12 protein-coding genes are annotated in these 17,617 nt (G+C 71.2%); 10 read left to right on the forward strand and 2 right to left on the reverse strand.

Features of this window, described 5'->3' with window-relative positions:
- The first annotated feature begins 10 nt into the window (after positions 1-10).
- From CTZ28_RS18910 to serA, 6 genes are all read left to right on the forward strand, one after another.
- Positions 11-961, forward strand: coding sequence for a 2-hydroxyacid dehydrogenase (locus tag CTZ28_RS18910; RefSeq protein ID WP_121890720.1), 951 nt, complete (start codon positions 11-13; stop codon positions 959-961).
- Positions 962-1,356: 395 nt separating this feature from the next.
- Entirely contained in the window at positions 1,357-4,383 is a 3,027-nt protein-coding gene (locus tag CTZ28_RS18915) for a putative bifunctional diguanylate cyclase/phosphodiesterase (RefSeq protein ID WP_183154464.1), read from the forward strand.
- 352 nt (positions 4,384-4,735) lie between these two features.
- Positions 4,736-6,586, forward strand: coding sequence for an acetolactate synthase large subunit (locus CTZ28_RS18920; RefSeq protein ID WP_183154465.1), 1,851 nt, complete (start codon positions 4,736-4,738; stop codon positions 6,584-6,586).
- Positions 6,587-6,606: 20 nt separating this feature from the next.
- Positions 6,607-7,131 (forward strand): acetolactate synthase small subunit, encoded by a 525-nt coding sequence (ilvN, locus tag CTZ28_RS18925; RefSeq protein WP_121890726.1) that lies wholly within the window; start codon positions 6,607-6,609, stop codon positions 7,129-7,131.
- 118 nt (positions 7,132-7,249) lie between these two features.
- Complete coding sequence (gene ilvC / locus CTZ28_RS18930; protein WP_121890728.1) at positions 7,250-8,248, forward strand: ketol-acid reductoisomerase; 999 nt, start codon at positions 7,250-7,252, stop codon at positions 8,246-8,248.
- A 232-nt stretch (positions 8,249-8,480) separates the two neighbouring features.
- Positions 8,481-10,070: a phosphoglycerate dehydrogenase gene (serA, locus tag CTZ28_RS18935; protein ID WP_121890730.1), complete on the forward strand. Its 1,590-nt coding sequence runs from the start codon at positions 8,481-8,483 to the stop codon at positions 10,068-10,070.
- 124 nt (positions 10,071-10,194) lie between these two features.
- Here serA and CTZ28_RS18940 read toward each other — a convergent pair whose 3' ends face one another.
- The gene (locus CTZ28_RS18940) at positions 10,195-11,382 is read right to left on the reverse strand and encodes a PucR family transcriptional regulator (protein ID WP_398656246.1); all 1,188 of its coding nucleotides are present in this window, start codon (positions 11,380-11,382) and stop codon (positions 10,195-10,197) included.
- Positions 11,383-11,545: 163 nt separating this feature from the next.
- On the opposite strand from CTZ28_RS18940, the gene CTZ28_RS18945 reads away from it, so the two are divergent.
- The 4 genes from CTZ28_RS18945 (at position 11,546) to CTZ28_RS48355 (ending at position 15,854) form a co-directional block, all read left to right on the forward strand.
- Complete coding sequence (locus CTZ28_RS18945; protein ID WP_121890734.1) at positions 11,546-12,472, forward strand: proline dehydrogenase family protein; 927 nt, start codon at positions 11,546-11,548, stop codon at positions 12,470-12,472.
- Between the two features lie 34 nt (positions 12,473-12,506).
- On the forward strand, positions 12,507-14,138 hold the full coding sequence (gene pruA, locus CTZ28_RS18950; RefSeq protein WP_121890736.1) for an L-glutamate gamma-semialdehyde dehydrogenase: 1,632 nt from the start codon (positions 12,507-12,509) through the stop codon (positions 14,136-14,138).
- Positions 14,139-14,902: 764 nt separating this feature from the next.
- Positions 14,903-15,442, forward strand: a complete 540-nt coding sequence (locus tag CTZ28_RS18955; RefSeq protein ID WP_121890737.1) for a GNAT family N-acetyltransferase — start codon at positions 14,903-14,905, stop codon at positions 15,440-15,442.
- A 280-nt stretch (positions 15,443-15,722) separates the two neighbouring features.
- A complete protein-coding gene (locus tag CTZ28_RS48355) occupies positions 15,723-15,854 on the forward strand; it encodes a hypothetical protein (RefSeq protein WP_086025501.1) in 132 nt (43 codons plus the stop codon).
- Between the two features lie 75 nt (positions 15,855-15,929).
- Here CTZ28_RS48355 and CTZ28_RS18965 read toward each other — a convergent pair whose 3' ends face one another.
- Entirely contained in the window at positions 15,930-17,495 is a 1,566-nt protein-coding gene (locus tag CTZ28_RS18965) for a purple acid phosphatase family protein (protein ID WP_121890739.1), read from the reverse strand.
- Between the last annotated feature and the right edge of the window lie 122 nt (positions 17,496-17,617).

Below are 17,617 nucleotides of genomic sequence, written 5' to 3' on the forward strand. Positions count from 1 at the left end.
CCTCCAGAGCATGACTGCTGACGTATGGCTGCCCATCCCGCCGGAGGAGATCGAGGGGCTTCCGGACGGGCCCGACTACCTGTTCTGGGACGGGGGAGAGGAGTTCCCCGCGGACCCGGCCGACTGCGCCTTCTACGTCGTCCCCTACATGAGGCCCAGCGACCTCTGCGTCCGCCCGCTGCCGGAGATGAGCGGCGTGCAGGTCGTACAGACGCTGTCCGCGGGCATCGACCATGTGCTGCCGGGTCTCGGGCAGCTGCGCCCGGGCGTCCGGCTGTGCAATGCGCGCGGGGTGCACGAGGCGAGCACGAGCGAGCTGGCGCTGGCCCTGATCCTGGCCTCGCTGCGCGGCATCCCGGACTTCGTGCGCGCCCAGGACAGAGGGGAGTGGGCCGGCGGGTTCCACCCGGCCCTCGCCGACAAGAACGCCCTCATCGTCGGTTACGGCTCCATCGGCGAGGCCATCGAGGACCGGCTCGCGCCGTTTGAACTCGCGCGGGTGGCGCGCGTCGCGCGCTCCGGGCGCACTTCGGCGCGCGGTCCGGTGCATCCGTTCACCGAACTGCCCGTTCTGCTTCCGGAGGCGGACGTTGTGATCCTGTCCACGCCGCTGACCGAGACCACGCAGGGTCTGGTCAACGCCGACTTCCTCGCCCGGATGAAGGACGGAGCGCTGCTGGTCAACGTCGCCCGCGGACCCGTCGTCGACACCAAGGCGCTGCTGACGGAGCTGGAGAGCCGCCGGATCACCGCCGCCCTGGACGTGACGGACCCGGAGCCGCTGCCGCCGGGCCATCCCCTGTGGCAGGCGCCCGGCGTGCTGATCAGCCCGCACGTGGGCGGGCCCACGTCGGCCTTCCTGCCGCGCGCCAAGCGGCTGCTGACGGACCAGTTGAGCCGTTTCGTGAACCATGAGCCGTTGCGAAACGTGATCCTTACGACGGGCTCCACGGGCGCGTGACGGCCGACGCGGCAGACGTGTAATCCGTTTCGGGTACCCTCCGCATCCTTCTGGACGCGGTGGGTACGCACATCTCGTGGGCCGTCACTGAGCGTAGAGAAGCTATGTCCCTGAGTGACGAGACTGGTGTATCGTCCCGACAGGGGCTGCGCCGCGCACCGTTCGGCGCCGGGGATGGACATTTCAGAGATGTGAGGGGGGCGACGGGCGATGCACGGCCTATGGACCAACGATCCGACGCGGCGGGGCCGCCGACGGCGGCCCTGGCGCAGGGCGGCGCACAGACGCGGCCATCACACCAGCCACCACCGCAGCCACACCGGCCACAGCGGGCGCAGGAGGCACATGCACCGGGCCCCCCGGGACCCGGGAGCGGCAGGGAGTGGGAGGGACCGGTGAGTTCGCCACCCACGGTGACGACCCCCCTGCGCGGGACGTTGCGCACGCAGCACCCGGCAGGGCCCCCGCTGCCCCGTCCGCCGGCCGTCGGCGGCGGGTCCGGCATGATCCGTCAGCTCGTTCTGGCCCTGCTGTGCGCGGGATACGCCGTCGGTTCCGCGCTCGACTGGGGTTCGAGCGAAATCGCGCTGATCATGGGTGACTTCGGGCTGGCCGCGGCGGCGGGCACCGCCGCGGTCTCGTGTCTGTGCTACGCCCGCAGCCGCCGAGTCCGCTTTCGACCCGCCTGGCTGCTGTTCGCCCTCTCCTCGGCGATGGTGGCCCTCGGCAACACGGTCTGGGGGTGGTACGAGGTCGTCCTGCGGCGGCCCATGCCCAGCCCCAGCTTCGCCGACCTGTTCTTCCTGTGCTTCGCGCCGCCCGCGATCGTGGGCCTGCTGGTCCTCGCCAAGCGGCCGGTGTCGAGGGCGGGCTGGATGTGCCTGGCGCTGGACGCCTGGCTGATCGGCGGTTCGCTGCTCACGCTGTCCTGGAGTCTCGCGCTCGCGCAGGCCGCCAGGTTCGACGGGTCGAGCGTCGCGCACACCGCGCTGTCACTGGCGTACCCGTTGCTCGACATCGCCCTGGTCAGCATGGTGCTCGCGCTGCACTTCCGACGCTCACCGGGCAACCGCACGGCGGTCAACACGGCGATCGGCGCGCTCGCCCTGACCGTGATGTGCGACGCGCTGTTCACCTCGCCGCTGCTGCACAGCAATTACCGCTCCGGGCAGCTGCTCGACGCGGGCTGGTTCGCCGGCTCGCTGCTGCTCGCCTACGCCCCCTGGGCGGCGCCCCCGCGCCAGGGGCAGCGCGAGCCCGACCGGTCCGGTGGCCGGCACGCGCGCGCGGTCCACCCGCGCCCGCCCGTACCGCGCAGGGGCGAGCACGGGCATCCGCCGCCCGGCCAGGGGAACGAGCACAGCCGGTATCCGGCCGGCCGGCCGCTCACCGGCTCGCTGGCCGCGCTCACCCCGTACCTGGCCGCCGCGGTGTGCACCCTGGGCATCCTGTACAACGTCCTCAACGGCCGCAGCCCCGACCACGTCGTGCTCGTCACCGCCGGCTGTGTGGTGCTCGCGCTCGTCGTGCGCCAGGGCATCATGCTGCTCGACAACATCACCCTCACCCAGGAACTGGCGCAGAAGGAGAACCACTTCCGCTCCCTGGTGCAGGGGTCGAGCGACGTCATCATGATCGCCGCGCCCAACGGCATCCTCCGGTACGTCTCCCCGGCCGCCGCCGGGGTCTACGGCCGGTCCGCGGACGACCTGGTGGGCAGCGAACTGGCCACGCTCATCCACCCGGAGGACCTGGGCTGTGTGGTGCACGAGGTGCGCCGCTTCCTCACCGCCAGCCCCCTCGAAGAACCCACCACCCGCATCGAGTGCCGCTTCCGGTCCGGCGACGGCGGCTGGCTCAATGTCGAGTCGACCGTCAACCGTCACCACGGCGGCCTCATCTTCAACAGCCGGGACGTGACCGAGCGAGTGCGCCTGCAGGCACAGCTGCAGCACAGCGCGGAACACGACCCGCTCACCGACCTGCCCAACCGCGCCCTGTTCACCCGGCGCGTGCAGCAGGCCCTGTCCGGCCGCCGCGCCTCCGACCGCGCCGCCGCCCTGCACGGCACGGCCGTCCTCTTCATCGACCTCGACGGCTTCAAGGCCGTCAACGACACGATCGGGCACCAGGCCGGGGACGAACTGCTCGTCCAGGCCGCCCGCAGACTCCAGGACGCGGTCCGGCAGGGGGACACCGCGGCCCGGCTGGGCGGCGACGAGTTCGCGGCCCTGATCGTCGGGGACGGCACCCGGGACCGCGGTGCCCGGGAGCGGAACATCCTGGAGCTGGCCGACCGCCTCAGGACCACCCTCTCCCAGCCCTACCTCATCGACGGCAACGATGTCCGGGTCAACGCCTCCATCGGCGTCGCCTTCGCCGAACCGGGCCTGGGCGCAGGCGAGTTGCTGCGCAACGCCGACCTGGCGATGTACCGAGCGAAGTCGGCGGGCAAGGGCCGCGTCGAGCTGTACAAGCCGCAGATGCAGCAGGACGTCGTACGGAAGGCGGAGCTGGCCACCCGGCTGCGCGCCGCGCTGCACGACGGCGAGTTCACGCTGCTGCACCAGCCGGTGGTGTGCCTGGCCAGCGGCCGGGTCATGTCGGCCTCCGCGCAGGCGCGCTGGCGCTCCTCCCAGGGGGTGCTGTTCACGCCGGCCGAGTTCCTGCGGGTGGCCGAGGACAGCGACCGGACCTCGGAGCTGGACCGCTGGATCCTGGAGGAGGCGGTGACCCGGGCCGCCGAGCGGGCCGCGACCGGACTCGCCGTACCCGTGGCCGTGCGGATGCCCGCGCGGCGGCTGCTGGACCGGTCGATGCCGCTCGGCTCGGTGGAGGCCCTGCTGACCCGGCACGGGCTGCCGTCGGGGTCCCTGCTGATCGAGCTGGCGGACACCGACGCCCGGGTCCCCCTGGACGAGCTGGAGCGCCGGCTCGGTGCGCTCAGGCGGCTCGGCGTGCGGATCGCGCTGGACGGCTTCGGCAGCGGCTACGCGGCGATCACGGCCCTGCGCAGGCTCCCCGTCGATGTGCTGAAACTCGACCGCGGTCTGGTCGACGGCGTCGTCGAGTCCGCGCGGCTGCACAAGATCACCAGTGGGCTGCTGCGGATCGCCGCCGACCTCGGGCTGCAGTCCGTGGCCGAAGGCGTGGACCTTCCGGAGCAGGTCGTGGCGTTGCGCGCGATGGGCTGCACCCATGGGCAGGGCATGGCGTTCGCCGCGCCACTGGACGAGTACCGGCTGCGCCGGGCGCTCGGATCCGGCCATTATCCGGTGCCGCACGGACCGGCCGAACCGGCGTTCGCGGGCGGTGCGAGGGAGCCGAAGGGACCCGTCGGTGGCGAGACCGGGGGAGCGATGAGGCCCGAAGGGCTGAGCACGGTCGTGGCCCCGACGCCGACCGCGGCGCCCCGGGGGTGACCGAGCCATGAAAAGCCGCGCCAGGGTGTACACCGGAGGTGTGTCCGCCGGGCCCGGGCGCGGACCTGGCCTAGGCTCACATAATGAGACTCCCGTCCCACTCACTTGACACGTGGTGTGTGCCGGGGGGAGGGTCGGTGCCATGCGCACCCGAATTCTCGTACTTGGACAGCGCGTCGGTTGAGCTGGGACCCGCCGGAGGACGATCCGGAAACCCCAGCGACCTCACCGGCGCGCTCCCCTCGCTTGCCCTACGGCACGAGGGGTTTTTTGTTGCACGGGCACCAGTCGTGCAGCAGGACAACACCGCACAAACCTCGCAAAAACCCTCAGCATCGAGAAGAGAATGCCGATGACCGAGCAGGCCACCGGGGCCCATCATCCGCAGCCGCGGCCCCGTTCCGGAGGACAGCAGTCCGTGCCCGTCGAGCACGTCACGGGTGCGCAGTCCCTCATCCGCTCGCTTGAGGAGGTCGGCGCCGACACCGTATTCGGCATTCCCGGCGGTGCGATCCTGCCCGCGTACGACCCGCTGATGGACTCCACCCGGGTCCGCCACGTGCTGGTCCGCCACGAGCAGGGTGCCGGGCACGCGGCCACGGGGTACGCGCAGGCGACCGGCAAGGTCGGCGTGTGCATGGCCACCTCGGGTCCCGGCGCCACCAACCTGGTCACACCGATCGCGGACGCGCACATGGACTCCGTCCCGCTGGTCGCGATCACCGGCCAGGTCGCGTCCAAGGCGATCGGCACGGACGCCTTCCAGGAGGCGGACATCGTCGGCATCACCATGCCGATCACCAAGCACAACTTCCTGGTCACCAAGGCCGAGGACATCCCGCGGGTGATCGCGCAGGCGTTCCACATCGCCGCCACCGGCCGCCCGGGCCCGGTCCTGGTCGACATCGCCAAGGACGCCCTCCAGGCGCAGACCACCTTCTCCTGGCCGCCGGTCATGGACCTGCCCGGCTACCGCCCGGTGACCAAGCCGCACGCCAAGCAGATCCGCGAGGCGGCCAAGCTGATCACCGCCGCCCGGCGTCCCGTCCTGTACGTCGGCGGCGGCGTCATCAAGGCGCAGGCCACCGCCGAGCTCAAGGTCCTCGCCGAACTCACCGGAGCGCCCGTCACCACCACCCTGATGGCGCTCGGCGCATTCCCCGACAGCCACCCGCTGCACGTGGGAATGCCGGGCATGCACGGTGCGGTCACCGCCGTCACCGCGCTGCAGAAGGCCGACCTGATCGTCGCCCTCGGAGCCCGCTTCGACGACCGCGTCACCGGCAAGCTGGACAGCTTCGCCCCGTACGCCAAGATCGTCCACGCCGACATCGACCCCGCCGAGATCGGCAAGAACCGCGCCGCCGACGTGCCGATCGTCGGTGACGCCCGCGAGGTCCTCGCCGACCTGATCCAGGCCGTGCAGAAGGAGCACAGCGAGGGCCACACGGGCGACTACAGCGCCTGGTGGAAGGACCTCAACCGCTGGCGCGAGACCTATCCGCTGGGCTACGACCAGCCCGCGGACGGCTCGCTCTCGCCGCAGCAGGTCATCGAGCGGATCGGCCGGCTGGCGCCGGAGGGAACGATCTTCGCGGCGGGCGTCGGCCAGCACCAGATGTGGGCCGCGCACTTCATCGCGTACGACAAGCCCGCCACCTGGCTGAACTCCGGCGGCGCCGGGACCATGGGCTATGCGGTCCCGGCCGCGATGGGCGCCAAGGCAGGCAGGCCCGACCGCACGGTCTGGGCGATCGACGGCGACGGCTGCTTCCAGATGACCAATCAGGAGCTGACCACCTGCGCCCTGAACAACATCCCGATCAAGGTCGCCGTCATCAACAACGGCGCCCTCGGAATGGTCCGCCAGTGGCAGACGCTGTTCTACAACCAGCGGTACTCCAACACCGTCCTGCACTCCGGCCCGGGGGAGGACGGCAAGCCGAGCGCGGGCACCCGCGTCCCCGACTTCGTGAAGCTGTCGGAGGCGATGGGCTGCTACGCGATCCGCTGCGAGTCCCCGGAGGACCTGGACAAGGTCATCGAGGAGGCGAACGCGGTCAACGACCGCCCGGTCGTCATCGACTTCATCGTCCACGAGGACGCGATGGTCTGGCCGATGGTCGCCGCCGGCACCTCCAACGACGAGATCATGGCCGCCCGGGACGTCCGCCCCGACTTCGGCGACAACGAAGACGACTGAGCGAGGAAGACCACAGAGAAATGTCCAAGCACACGCTCTCCGTCCTGGTGGAGAACACGCCGGGTATCCTCGCCCGGATCGCCGCCCTGTTCTCCCGCCGCGGCTTCAACATCGACTCGCTCGCGGTCGGCGTCACGGAACACCCCGACATCTCCCGCATCACCATCGTGGTGGGCGTCGAGGACCTGCCGCTCGAGCAGGTGACCAAGCAGCTCAACAAGCTCGTCAACGTCCTGAAGATCGTCGAGCTGGAGCCGGCACAGGCGGTGCAGCGCGAACTCGTTCTGGTGAAGGTGCGCGCCGACAACGAGACGCGCTCCCAGATCGTCGAGATCGTCCAGCTGTTCCGCGCGAAGACGGTCGACGTCTCCCCGGAGGCCGTGACCGTGGAGGCCACCGGATCCGGCGAGAAGCTGTCCGCCATGCTCAAGATGCTGGAGCCGTTCGGCATCAAGGAGCTGGTCCAGTCCGGCACCATCGCGATCGGGCGCGGTGCCCGCTCGATCACGGACCGGTCGCTGCGCGCACTCGACCGGTCGGCATAACGACGCATCGGGCCGGCCGGGGGAACCTGGCCGCCCGTATGCCGAGACCCCGAATCGTCCTTTCCCTCCACCGTCATACGGTGGGAGCAACACCTGCACACCAAGGAGAGAACCCAAAGTGGCCGAGCTGTTCTACGACGCTGACGCCGACCTGTCCATCATCCAGGGCCGCAAGGTCGCGGTCATCGGCTACGGCAGCCAGGGCCACGCGCACGCCCTGTCGCTGCGCGACTCCGGTGTCGACGTCCGGGTCGGTCTGCACGAGGGCTCGAAGTCCAAGGCGAAGGCCGAGGAGCAGGGCCTGCGCGTGGTGACCCCGGCGGAGGCCGCCGCCGAGGCCGACGTCATCATGATCCTGGTGCCGGACCCGATCCAGGGCCAGGTCTACGAGGAGTCCATCGCCCCGAACCTGAAGGACGGCGACGCGCTGTTCTTCGGCCATGGCTTCAACATCCGCTTCGGCTTCATCAAGCCCCCGGCCGGCGTGGACGTGTGCATGGTCGCCCCGAAGGGCCCGGGCCACCTGGTGCGCCGCCAGTACGAGGAGGGCCGCGGCGTTCCCTGCATCGTCGCCGTCGAGCAGGACGCCTCCGGCAACGCCTTCGCGCTGGCCCTGTCGTACGCCAAGGGCATCGGCGGCACCCGCGCGGGCGTCATCAAGACGACCTTCACCGAGGAGACCGAGACCGACCTCTTCGGTGAGCAGGCCGTGCTGTGCGGTGGCACCGCGGCCCTGGTCAAGGCGGGCTTCGAGACCCTGACCGAGGCCGGCTACCAGCCGGAGATCGCCTACTTCGAGTGCCTGCACGAGCTGAAGCTGATCGTGGACCTCATGTACGAGGGCGGCCTGGAGAAGATGCGCTGGTCGATCTCGGAGACCGCCGAGTGGGGCGACTACATCAGCGGTCCGCGGATCATCACCGACGCCACCAAGGCCGAGATGAAGCAGATCCTCTCCGAGATCCAGGACGGCTCCTTCGCCACGAACTGGATGGAGGAGTACCACGGTGGTCTGAAGAAGTACAACGAGTACAAGAAGCAGGACTCCGAGCACCTGCTGGAGACCACTGGCAAGCAGCTGCGCAAGCTGATGAGCTGGGTGAACGAGGAGGCGTAAGCCTCATGAAACGGGGCCGGGGCGGATCGCTCCGGCCCCGTTGTCCATCCCGTCCAGCCCCGGACGGGTGATCCTTCCGCAGAGGCGCAGAACGGCTTTCGCCACGCCACTACACTGCTGCACAACACGCGTCAGGCCCACAGCGTCGTGCGTCTTCCGCGGCTAGCCCCCTCTCCTCCGCCTGCGGCCGTCGGGACGGCCGTCCGCACGCTTTGGACTTGTGAGGACTCACGTGAGCTCGAAACCTGTCGTACTCATCGCCGAAGAGCTGTCGCCCGCGACCGTGGACGCGCTCGGCCCCGACTTCGAGATCCGGCACTGCAACGGCGCCGACCGAGCCGAACTGCTCCCTGCCATCGCCGACGTCGACGCGATCCTGATCCGCTCCGCCACCAAGGTGGATGCCGAGGCCATCGCCGCCGCGCACCAGCTGAAGGTCGTCGCGCGAGCCGGCGTCGGCCTGGACAACGTCGACGTCTCCGCCGCCACCAAGGCCGGCGTGATGGTCGTCAACGCCCCCACCTCCAACATCGTCACCGCGGCCGAGCTGGCCTGCGGCCTGATCCTCGCCACCGCCCGCAATATCCCGCAGGCCAACGCCGCGCTGAAGAACGCCGAGTGGAAGCGCAGCAAGTACACCGGTGTCGAGCTGGCCGAGAAGACCCTCGGCGTCGTGGGCCTCGGCCGTATCGGCGCGCTCGTCGCGCAGCGCATGTCCGCCTTCGGCATGAAGGTCGTCGCGTACGACCCCTACGTCCAGCCCGCCCGGGCCGCCCAGATGGGCGTCAAGGTGCTGTCCCTTGACGAGCTGCTGGAGGTGTCCGACTTCATCACCGTGCACCTGCCGAAGACCCCCGAGACCCTCGGGCTGATCGGCCAGGAGGCGCTGCGCAAGGTCAAGCCGAACGTGCGCATCGTCAACGCGGCGCGCGGCGGCATCGTCGACGAGGAGGCGCTGTACGCGGCGCTGAAGGAGGGCCGGGTCGCCGGCGCCGGCCTCGACGTGTACACCAAGGAGCCGTGCACGGACTCCCCGCTGTTCCAGTTCGACCAGGTCGTGTGCACCCCGCACCTCGGCGCCTCCACCGACGAGGCCCAGGAGAAGGCGGGCATCGCGGTCGCCAAGTCGGTGCGGCTGGCTCTCGCGGGCGAGCTGGTCCCGGACGCAGTGAATGTGCAGGGCGGTGTCATCGCCGAGGACGTCAAGCCGGGCCTGCCGCTCGCCGAGCGGCTCGGCCGGATCTTCACCGCGCTCGCCGGTGAGGTCGCCGTCCGGCTCGATGTCGAGGTGTACGGCGAGATCACCCAGCACGATGTGAAGGTGCTGGAGCTGAGCGCCCTCAAGGGTGTCTTCGAGGACGTCGTCGCCGAGACGGTGTCGTATGTGAACGCGCCGCTGTTCGCCCAGGAGCGGGGCGTCGAGGTGCGCCTGACCACCAGCTCCGAGTCGGCGGACCACCGCAACGTCGTCACCGTGCGCGGCACGCTCGCGGGCGGCGAGGAGGTGTCGGTCTCCGGCACGCTGACCGGCCCGAAGAACGTGCAGAAGATCGTCGCCGTCGGTGAGTACGACGTCGACCTCGCCCTCGCCGACCACATGGTCGTGCTGCGGTACGAGGACCGTCCGGGTGTCGTCGGCACCGTCGGCCGCATCCTCGGCGAGGCGGGCATCAACATCGCCGGCATGCAGGTGGCCCGCGCCACGGTGGGCGGCGAGGCGCTGGCCGTGCTGACCGTGGACGACACGGTGGGCGCGGCTGTGCTGGGGGAGGTCGCGGCGGAGATCGGCGCGGCGTCCGCCCGCTCGGTGAACCTGGTCTGAGCCGCCGTACCCGGGGGCTTTGCCCCCTCGGCTCACCACCGGTCGTCGGTCGTCCGCGGGGAACGTCGTGGCTGGTCGCGCCGTTCCCCGCGCCCCTTCAGGGCGTGGCCGAACCGGTACGCCGCTAGAGGCGTGCTCCCTTCAGGGCCATGTGCAGGAGCAGTCGGTCCTCGCCGTTGTCCAGGTCCAGGCCCGTCAGCTGCTCGACCCGGGACAGCCGGTAGTAGAGGGTCTGGCGGTGGATGCCCAGCTCGGCGGCCGTGCGTCCGGCCTGGCCCGCGCAGTCGAGGAACACCTCGGCGGTGCGGGCCAGCTCGTGGTGGGCGGGGGCGAGCAGCGGGGCGACCGCCGGATCGGCTGCCGCCTCGTGCGGCAGGGAGGTCAGCAGCCGGTACGGCCCGATGCGCGCCCATTCGGCGATGGGCCCGAGCCTCGGCTCGGCCAGCGCCGCGCGCGCCGCCCCGACCGCCTCCTGCCAGGCGGTCCCCAGTTCGGCGAGCCCCGTCCGGGCGGCCGCGATCCCGGCCGCCCGCCTCCCGTCCGCCCGCTCCAGCAGCCGCCCCGCCGCGGACACCGCCGGCCCCGCCGTGGCCGTCGACCGCAGCCGCACCAGCAGCGCCAGCGACTGCCTGGCGGCGCCCCAGGGCACCGTGCACAACGCGGTGGCGCCCGGCAGCGTACGGACCGAGGGGGCGTCGTCCGGGTCCGCCGACGGCCAGGGGGCCACGCACACCACGGTGTGCGGGCCGTCCGACCGGGCGCCCAGGGCGGTGCGCAGCTCCGCCACCGCCATGTCCCGCTGCCAGCCACGCTCCGCGGTCAGCACCGCCCGCAGCTCCCGGGTCAGATCGGCGCCGGCCTGCGCCTCGTCCGCGAGCAGCGCGCCGATCCGGGCGGTGACCGGCATCGCCGCGGCCAGCTGCCGCTCGCTCGGACCCGGATCGTCGTCCAGGAGCCAGACGTAGCCGAGGACGACACCCCGATGGCGCACCGGCAGACAGATGCGGCCCCGGTACACCCCGGCCTCCGGGGTGGGCGGGATGCGCACCGGCCCGGTCGCCCGGGTGATGCCGAAGCCCTCGAACCAGGTGCGGACCGCCGCCGTCGAGCGCCGGGTCAGGATCGACCGGGTGCGGACCGGGTCGAGGGCCGACGCGTCCAGTTCGCCCTCGCTGTCGTACGCGCCGAAGGCGATCAGCTCGAAGTCCCGGTTCTCCAGGGTCGCCGGCGCGCCCAGCAGCTCCGAGATCTCGTCCACCAGCTCCTGGTAGTCACCCTTGTAATCCGCCGTCACCCGGGCATTCTCCCGCATTTCCGAGCTGCCTTCATACATCTGTCTGAGATCGGGTGAGCGGATGCGTGACAGCTGTCGATGGCCCACGATCGGAGGGATCCTTAGGTTTCACGGTGGTTCTCCGTGCCGTACCCGATTCGTCGGCTGTCGGCCCTTCGGTGCTCTGTTGTGGAGGTGCCCCGTGCTGGGTCCCGTGATTCTCGCCGCGTCGCGCAGCGACCGGATGCGCCGCCTGATCTCGGCGGCCCCCGTGACCAAGCAGGTCGTCGACCGCTTCATCCCCGGCGAGACGGTGGCCGACATCGTCCCGGTCATCCAGGACCTGACCGGCAAGGGTCTCGAACTGACCATGGACGTCGTCGGCGAGGACATCACCACCCCCGAGCAGGCCACCGCGGCCCGGGACGCCTATCTCGAACTGACCGGCCGCCTGGCGGACCTGGGGCTCGGCCGGAAGGTCGAGATGTCCGTCAAGCTCTCCATGTTCGGCCAGTCCCTGGACGGCGGCCACGAACTGGCCCTGAAGAACGTGCGGTCCGTCGTCGAGGCCGCCGCCGCCATCGGCACGACCGTCACCCTCGACGCCGAGGACCACACCACCCTCGACTCGATGTTCGCGATCCACGAGGAGCTGCGGACGGACTTCCCGCAGACCGGCTGTGTCATCCAGGCCTACCTCTTCCGCACCGAGGCCGACGCCCGTCGGCTCGCCGCGAGCGGCAGCCGGGTGCGGCTCGTGAAGGGCGCCTACAAGGAGCCCGCCGAGGTCGCGTACCAGCAGAAGCACGAGATCGACAAGGCGTATGTACGGATCCTGCGGACGCTGATGGACGGCACGGGGTACCCGATGATCGGGTCCCACGACCCGCGGCTGATCTCCATCGCCCAGGAGCTCGCCCGCAAGGCCGGCCGCAAGCCGGACGAGTACGAGTTCCAGATGCTCTACGGCATCCGCAGCGAGGAGCATCTGCGGCTCGCCGCCGAGGGCCACCGCATGCGCGTCTACACCGCCTACGGCACCGACTGGTACGGCTACTTCATGCGGCGCCTCGCGGAGAAGCCGGCCAACCTGCGGTTCTTCGCGCGCAGCATGATCACCAAGGGCTGAACCACACCGCTCAAGTCAAGGAGTTACGGATCCCATGGACGCTGTGACCCAGGTCCCCACCCCCGTCAACGAGCCGGTGCACGGCTACGCCCCCGGCTCGCCCGAGCGTGCCCGTCTGGAGGCCAAGCTCAAGGAGCTGGCCGAGAACCCGATCGAGCTGCCGATGACCATCGGCGGCGAGCAGCGGATGGGCGGCGGCGAGGCCTTCCAGGTCGTCCAGCCGCACCACCACAAGGCCGTCATCGGCACGCTCCGCAACGCCACCCGGCAGGACGCCCAGGACGCCATCGACGCGGCCCTGGCCGCCGCGCCCGCCTGGCGCGCCATGTCCTTCGACGACCGCGCCGCGATCATCCTGCGCGCCGCCGAACTGCTGGCCGGCCCCTGGCGCGAGACGATCGCCGCCTCCACGATGCTCGGCCAGTCGAAGACCGTGCAGCAGGCCGAGATCGACACCCCGTGCGAGCTGGTCGACTTCTGGCGGTTCAACGTCCACTACGCCCGTCAGATCCTGGCCGAGCAGCCCCCGGCCAACTCCCCGGGCGTGTGGAACCGGCTCGACCACCGCCCGCTGGAGGGCTTCGTCTACGCGATCACGCCGTTCAACTTCTCGGCGATCGCGGGCAACCTGCCCACCGCGCCCGCGCTGATGGGCAACGTGGTCGTCTGGAAGCCGTCCCCGACCCAGACCCACGCCGCCGTCCTGCTGATGCGGCTCCTGGAGGAGGCCGGCCTGCCCAAGGGCGTCATCAACCTCGTCACCGGCGACGGCATCGAGGTCTCCGAGGTCGCCCTGGTCCACCGCGACCTGGCCGGCATCCACTTCACCGGCTCGACCAGGACCTTCCAGTACCTGTGGAAGACGGTCGGCGAGAACATCGAGAAGTACCGCTCCTACCCGCGGCTGGTCGGCGAGACCGGCGGCAAGGACTTCCTGGTCGCCCACCCGAGCGCCGACCGCGCGGTCCTCAGGACCGCCCTGACCCGGGGCGCCTTCGAGTACCAGGGCCAGAAGTGCTCGGCCACCTCCCGCGCCTACATCCCGGCGTCCCTGTGGAACTCCGGCTTCAAGGAGGAGTTCGCGGCCGAGGTCGACCACCTCACCATGGGTGACGTCACCGACCTGGCGAACTTCATCGGCGCCGTGATCGACGAGCGGGCCTTCGCCAAGAACAAGGCCGCGATCGACCGCGCCAAGGAGGACCCGGCCTGCACGATCGTCGCGGGCGGCTCCTACGACGACTCGGTCGGCTACTTCGTCCGCCCCACCGTCATCGAGTGCACCGACCCGGAGAACGAGGTCTTCCGCACCGAGTACTTCGGCCCGGTCCTCGCCGTTCACGTCTACGAGGACGACGCGTACGACGAGATGCTGACGCAGATGGAGTCGGTCTCCGACTACGCCCTCACCGGCTCGGTCATCGCCAACGACCGTGCGGCGGCGGCGTACACGATGGAGAAGCTCCGCTACGCCGCGGGCAACTTCTACATCAACGACAAGTCGACCGGTGCCGTCGTCGGCCAGCAGCCCTTCGGCGGCGGGCGCGCCTCCGGCACCAACGACAAGGCCGGCGCCCCGCAGAACCTGCTGCGCTGGACCTCGACCCGCGCCATCAAGGAGACCTTGGTCGCGCCGACCGACTACCCGTACCCGCACATGGGCTGACCAGCCCCCCGAACGCGGGCCGGGAAGCCTGACCCCCCTAAACAGGCTTCCCGGCCCGTATCCATGTCCGGCACCGTGCCACGGCGAGCGGGGCCTGTTCGGCGATCCCGCCGGGCTCCTGGCGGACGCGAACCCGGTGATCCGCTGGGACGAGCGCGCGTTTCGTGCCGACCTACGCACTGCCCCACCCGCAGCGGGTGCTCCGGCCGTATGGCCCGTTGGGACCGGGAGTGGGAGCTGCTGGGACGTCACCAGGGCCCGAGGACGGGGGAACCGCCATGACCGAAGGCTCGCGCGGACGCAGGGGGCCGCTCCTGTCGTCCGGGCCCGGTGCCCACGTCCGCCGACGGGCCCGGCTGCGCGGCGATCTGCCGGCCGGGGGCGGTTGTCTGCTTACGTCCGCTGTCGGTCAGCCCGGAGTCCACGACGGCCCTGGTGACGGCCACGGTGGTCGGCCCGCCGGCCGGCGCGGATCCTTCGGCTGGGTTTCCTCGCGGATCTGCTCTGCCGCCCGGTCCTGGTCGGCGGCGGTGGCCGCGTATCGGGCCCGGTGCCGCGGGCAGTGAGCCATGGGTGGGTGCGGTCGGCCGCCGAACGGCCCGGCCGGGGAACTGACGGACCGTCTGCGGCGAGTCTGCGGACCGGGGGCACCCCCGAACCGGTGGTGGCCTGTGCCGCCCTCGGCGTACCCGTCGTCACATCCGCCCGGCGCACCGCCGTGGACTCCCCGGGGCGATTCCCGCCGTAGTCGAGATGATTGGCGTATGGCCTTCACCGTGCGTACCGCTCACACCGCCGAGTTGGATTCCGCCGATCTCCGCGCCGTCCGTTCCCTTCTGCACGACGGTTTCGCCGGCGGGTTCAGTGATGCGGACTTCGAGCACGCGCTGGGCGGCATGCACGCCCTGGTGCACGGCGAGGACGGGATCGTCGCGCACGGCTCGGTCGTCATGCGGCGGGCGCGGCACCGGGGGCGGTGGCTGCGCATCGGGTACGTCGAGGCCGTCGTGGTACGGCCCGCCGAGCGCCGCCGGGGCCTGGGCGGGCAGGTGATGGGCGCCCTGGAACGGGTGGTCGACCGGGCGTACGACCTCGGCGCGCTGTCGGCGAGCGAGGACGGCGCCCTGCTCTACGGGCCCCGCGGCTGGCGCCCCTGGACCGGCCGGATCCACGCACTCTCGCCGGACGGGATCGTGCGGCTCGCGGACGAGGAGGGCGGCCTCCTGGTGCGCCCCGCGCTGGCCGCTCCGCCCGACCCCGATCACGAACTGGTCTTCGACTGGCGTGACGGGGATGTGCTCTGACCCTGCGGATGATGAATCCGCAGGTCACAGGGGTGTGACCGGATCCGCCGTCTCAGATAGTAGGAAGTCCGACTAATTAGGAGACAGCAGCGCCGTCCTCCTTTAGCTTTGTAGGAGCCGAGCGTCTCGCGCGATCCAGCGAATGGCGGTCGTGAGCCGGGCCCGTGCAGGCAACCCCTGCGGCACCGCTCCCCGCCCCTCCGGCGTCTCGTAACCCCCCTTTTTTTTCCGTACCCCAGGTGTTCCGTACTCCAGGTGTATCGCGAAGGAGTCGATCCGCATGGCCGAGACGACCGTCCGCCGCCGAGTCCGCCACGTGTCCCGCACGAGTGAGTCCGACCGCAAGAACGCCGCCGCTGCCCTTCAGCGCGCCCTCGACCGCCGCGACAACGGCGGCCAGACCGGTCACTGATCACTGAACCGGGCCCGCGCGGCGCGCTGACCCCCTGAAGCCGGGAGCCGCACCCGCACGGGGTGCGGCGCGGCCCTACCGGCCGCGCCGCACCTCGAAGTGGTCGATCCGGTCGCCGTTCTGCGCCAGCGCGGACACCGTCAGCCGCGGCGCGGCGCCCCCCTCCGCCTCCACCTTGAGCAGCGAGAAGCCGGTGTAGCGCACCCGCGACCACTCCACCGTCTCCGCCTCGGCGGCCCGGGACCTCGTCCAGTGGAAGCTCCGCACCGCGTCGTGCCGGGTGACGTTCCCCCCGTAACTGTCCTTGACCCCGGACGGGAACGAGTAGAGGTTGCGGCCGCCGCCGCCCGCGGTGACGTACACGATCCCGTCCCGGACCGGATCCGTGGACCCGCCGATCGGCACCGCCCGGCCGACCTCGCCGCCGCGCACCGCGTCGGTCCGCTCGTACACATGGTTGTGCCCATTGATCACCAGGTCCACCTGGTGCCGGGCGAACAGCGGCAGCCACGCGTCCCGCACGCCCCCGTCGGAGGCGTGCGTGGAGGTGGAGTACGCGCAGTGGTGGAAGAAGACGACCACGAAGTCGACGTCCCGCGCGGAGCGCAGCTCGCCCAGGGTGCTGTCCAGCCACTTCGTCTGCCGGCCGTCCGTGTGGCCGAGGTTGGCCGGGATCTCGTACGACACATCGTTCGCGTCCAGTGCCACGAAGCCGACGTTGCCGTACGTGAAGGCGTACGCGCCCGGTGTCCCGTGCGGATCGAAGCCGCTGTCCGGGAGCGAGAAGCGGGCGAGCTGGCCGCCGTAGCCGTCCGGGGAGTACCAGGCCTCCATGTCGTGGTTGCCGGTGGTCACCATCCAGGGGACGGACCGGGCGACCGGCTCGGTCTGCCGCAGGAACAGGTCCCAGTACTGCGGGTCGTAGCCGTCCGACGTGCTGCCGGTGCCGTTGGCGTCCGCGTAGCAGATGTCGCCCGCGTGCAGATGGAAGGCCGGCCGCTGGCGCAGCAGGACGTCGTCGTTGGCGCTCGCGCTCTTGCCCACGCCCTGGTCGCCGAAGGCCGTGAAGACGAAGCGCTCCGGGGTGGCGGGCGCGGTGCGGAACGAGGCGATCGTCGAGCGGTGGGCGGGGGAGGCGGGGTCCCAGCCGTCGTGGCCGACGCCGTAGTAGTACGTCGTGCCGGGGCGCAGACCGTCCAGGGCCGCGTGCACGTAGTACTGCTCGACCGCCGGGCGCACCCCGGCAAGGCCCGGTGTGTGCAGATCGCGCAGCTCCGCGTCGATCCGGCGGCTCAGGTCGTCGGGGCGCAACCCGACCCGTACGAAGGGCCGGCGGACCGCGAGCGGCACCTGCCAGGAGATCCGCATCCGGGTCTTCGGGTCGGCGCCGAACGCGAGATGACGGCCGAACGGGGCGATCGCGGCGCCCGCGACCCGCGAGGTCGCCGCGGCGGGACCGGAGGCGGGCGCGGACGCCGGCCCGTACGGCCCCGAGCAGCCGGTCAGCAGCCCGCCCGCCACCGCGCCCGCCGTCACCAGGGTGCGGCGCCGGGAGAGCCGGGTCCGCAGATACTCGTACTGCTCGGCCATGCTCATCCGGCTCGCCAGCCGCCGCGGGATGCCGAAGTCGGGGGTCTCCATGACGGTGAACTTTCCACCGGCTGCCGACAACTGCCCCACTTCCGGGTGAACACCCGTCGAAGCGCCGGCTCGGTCACTCGTCGGAGCGGCCCGCCGCCGTCCGCATGGCGGACACCCCATGT

It is taken from the genome of Streptomyces shenzhenensis, from assembly GCF_003688995.1.
Lineage (GTDB): Bacteria > Actinomycetota > Actinomycetes > Streptomycetales > Streptomycetaceae > Streptomyces > Streptomyces shenzhenensis_A.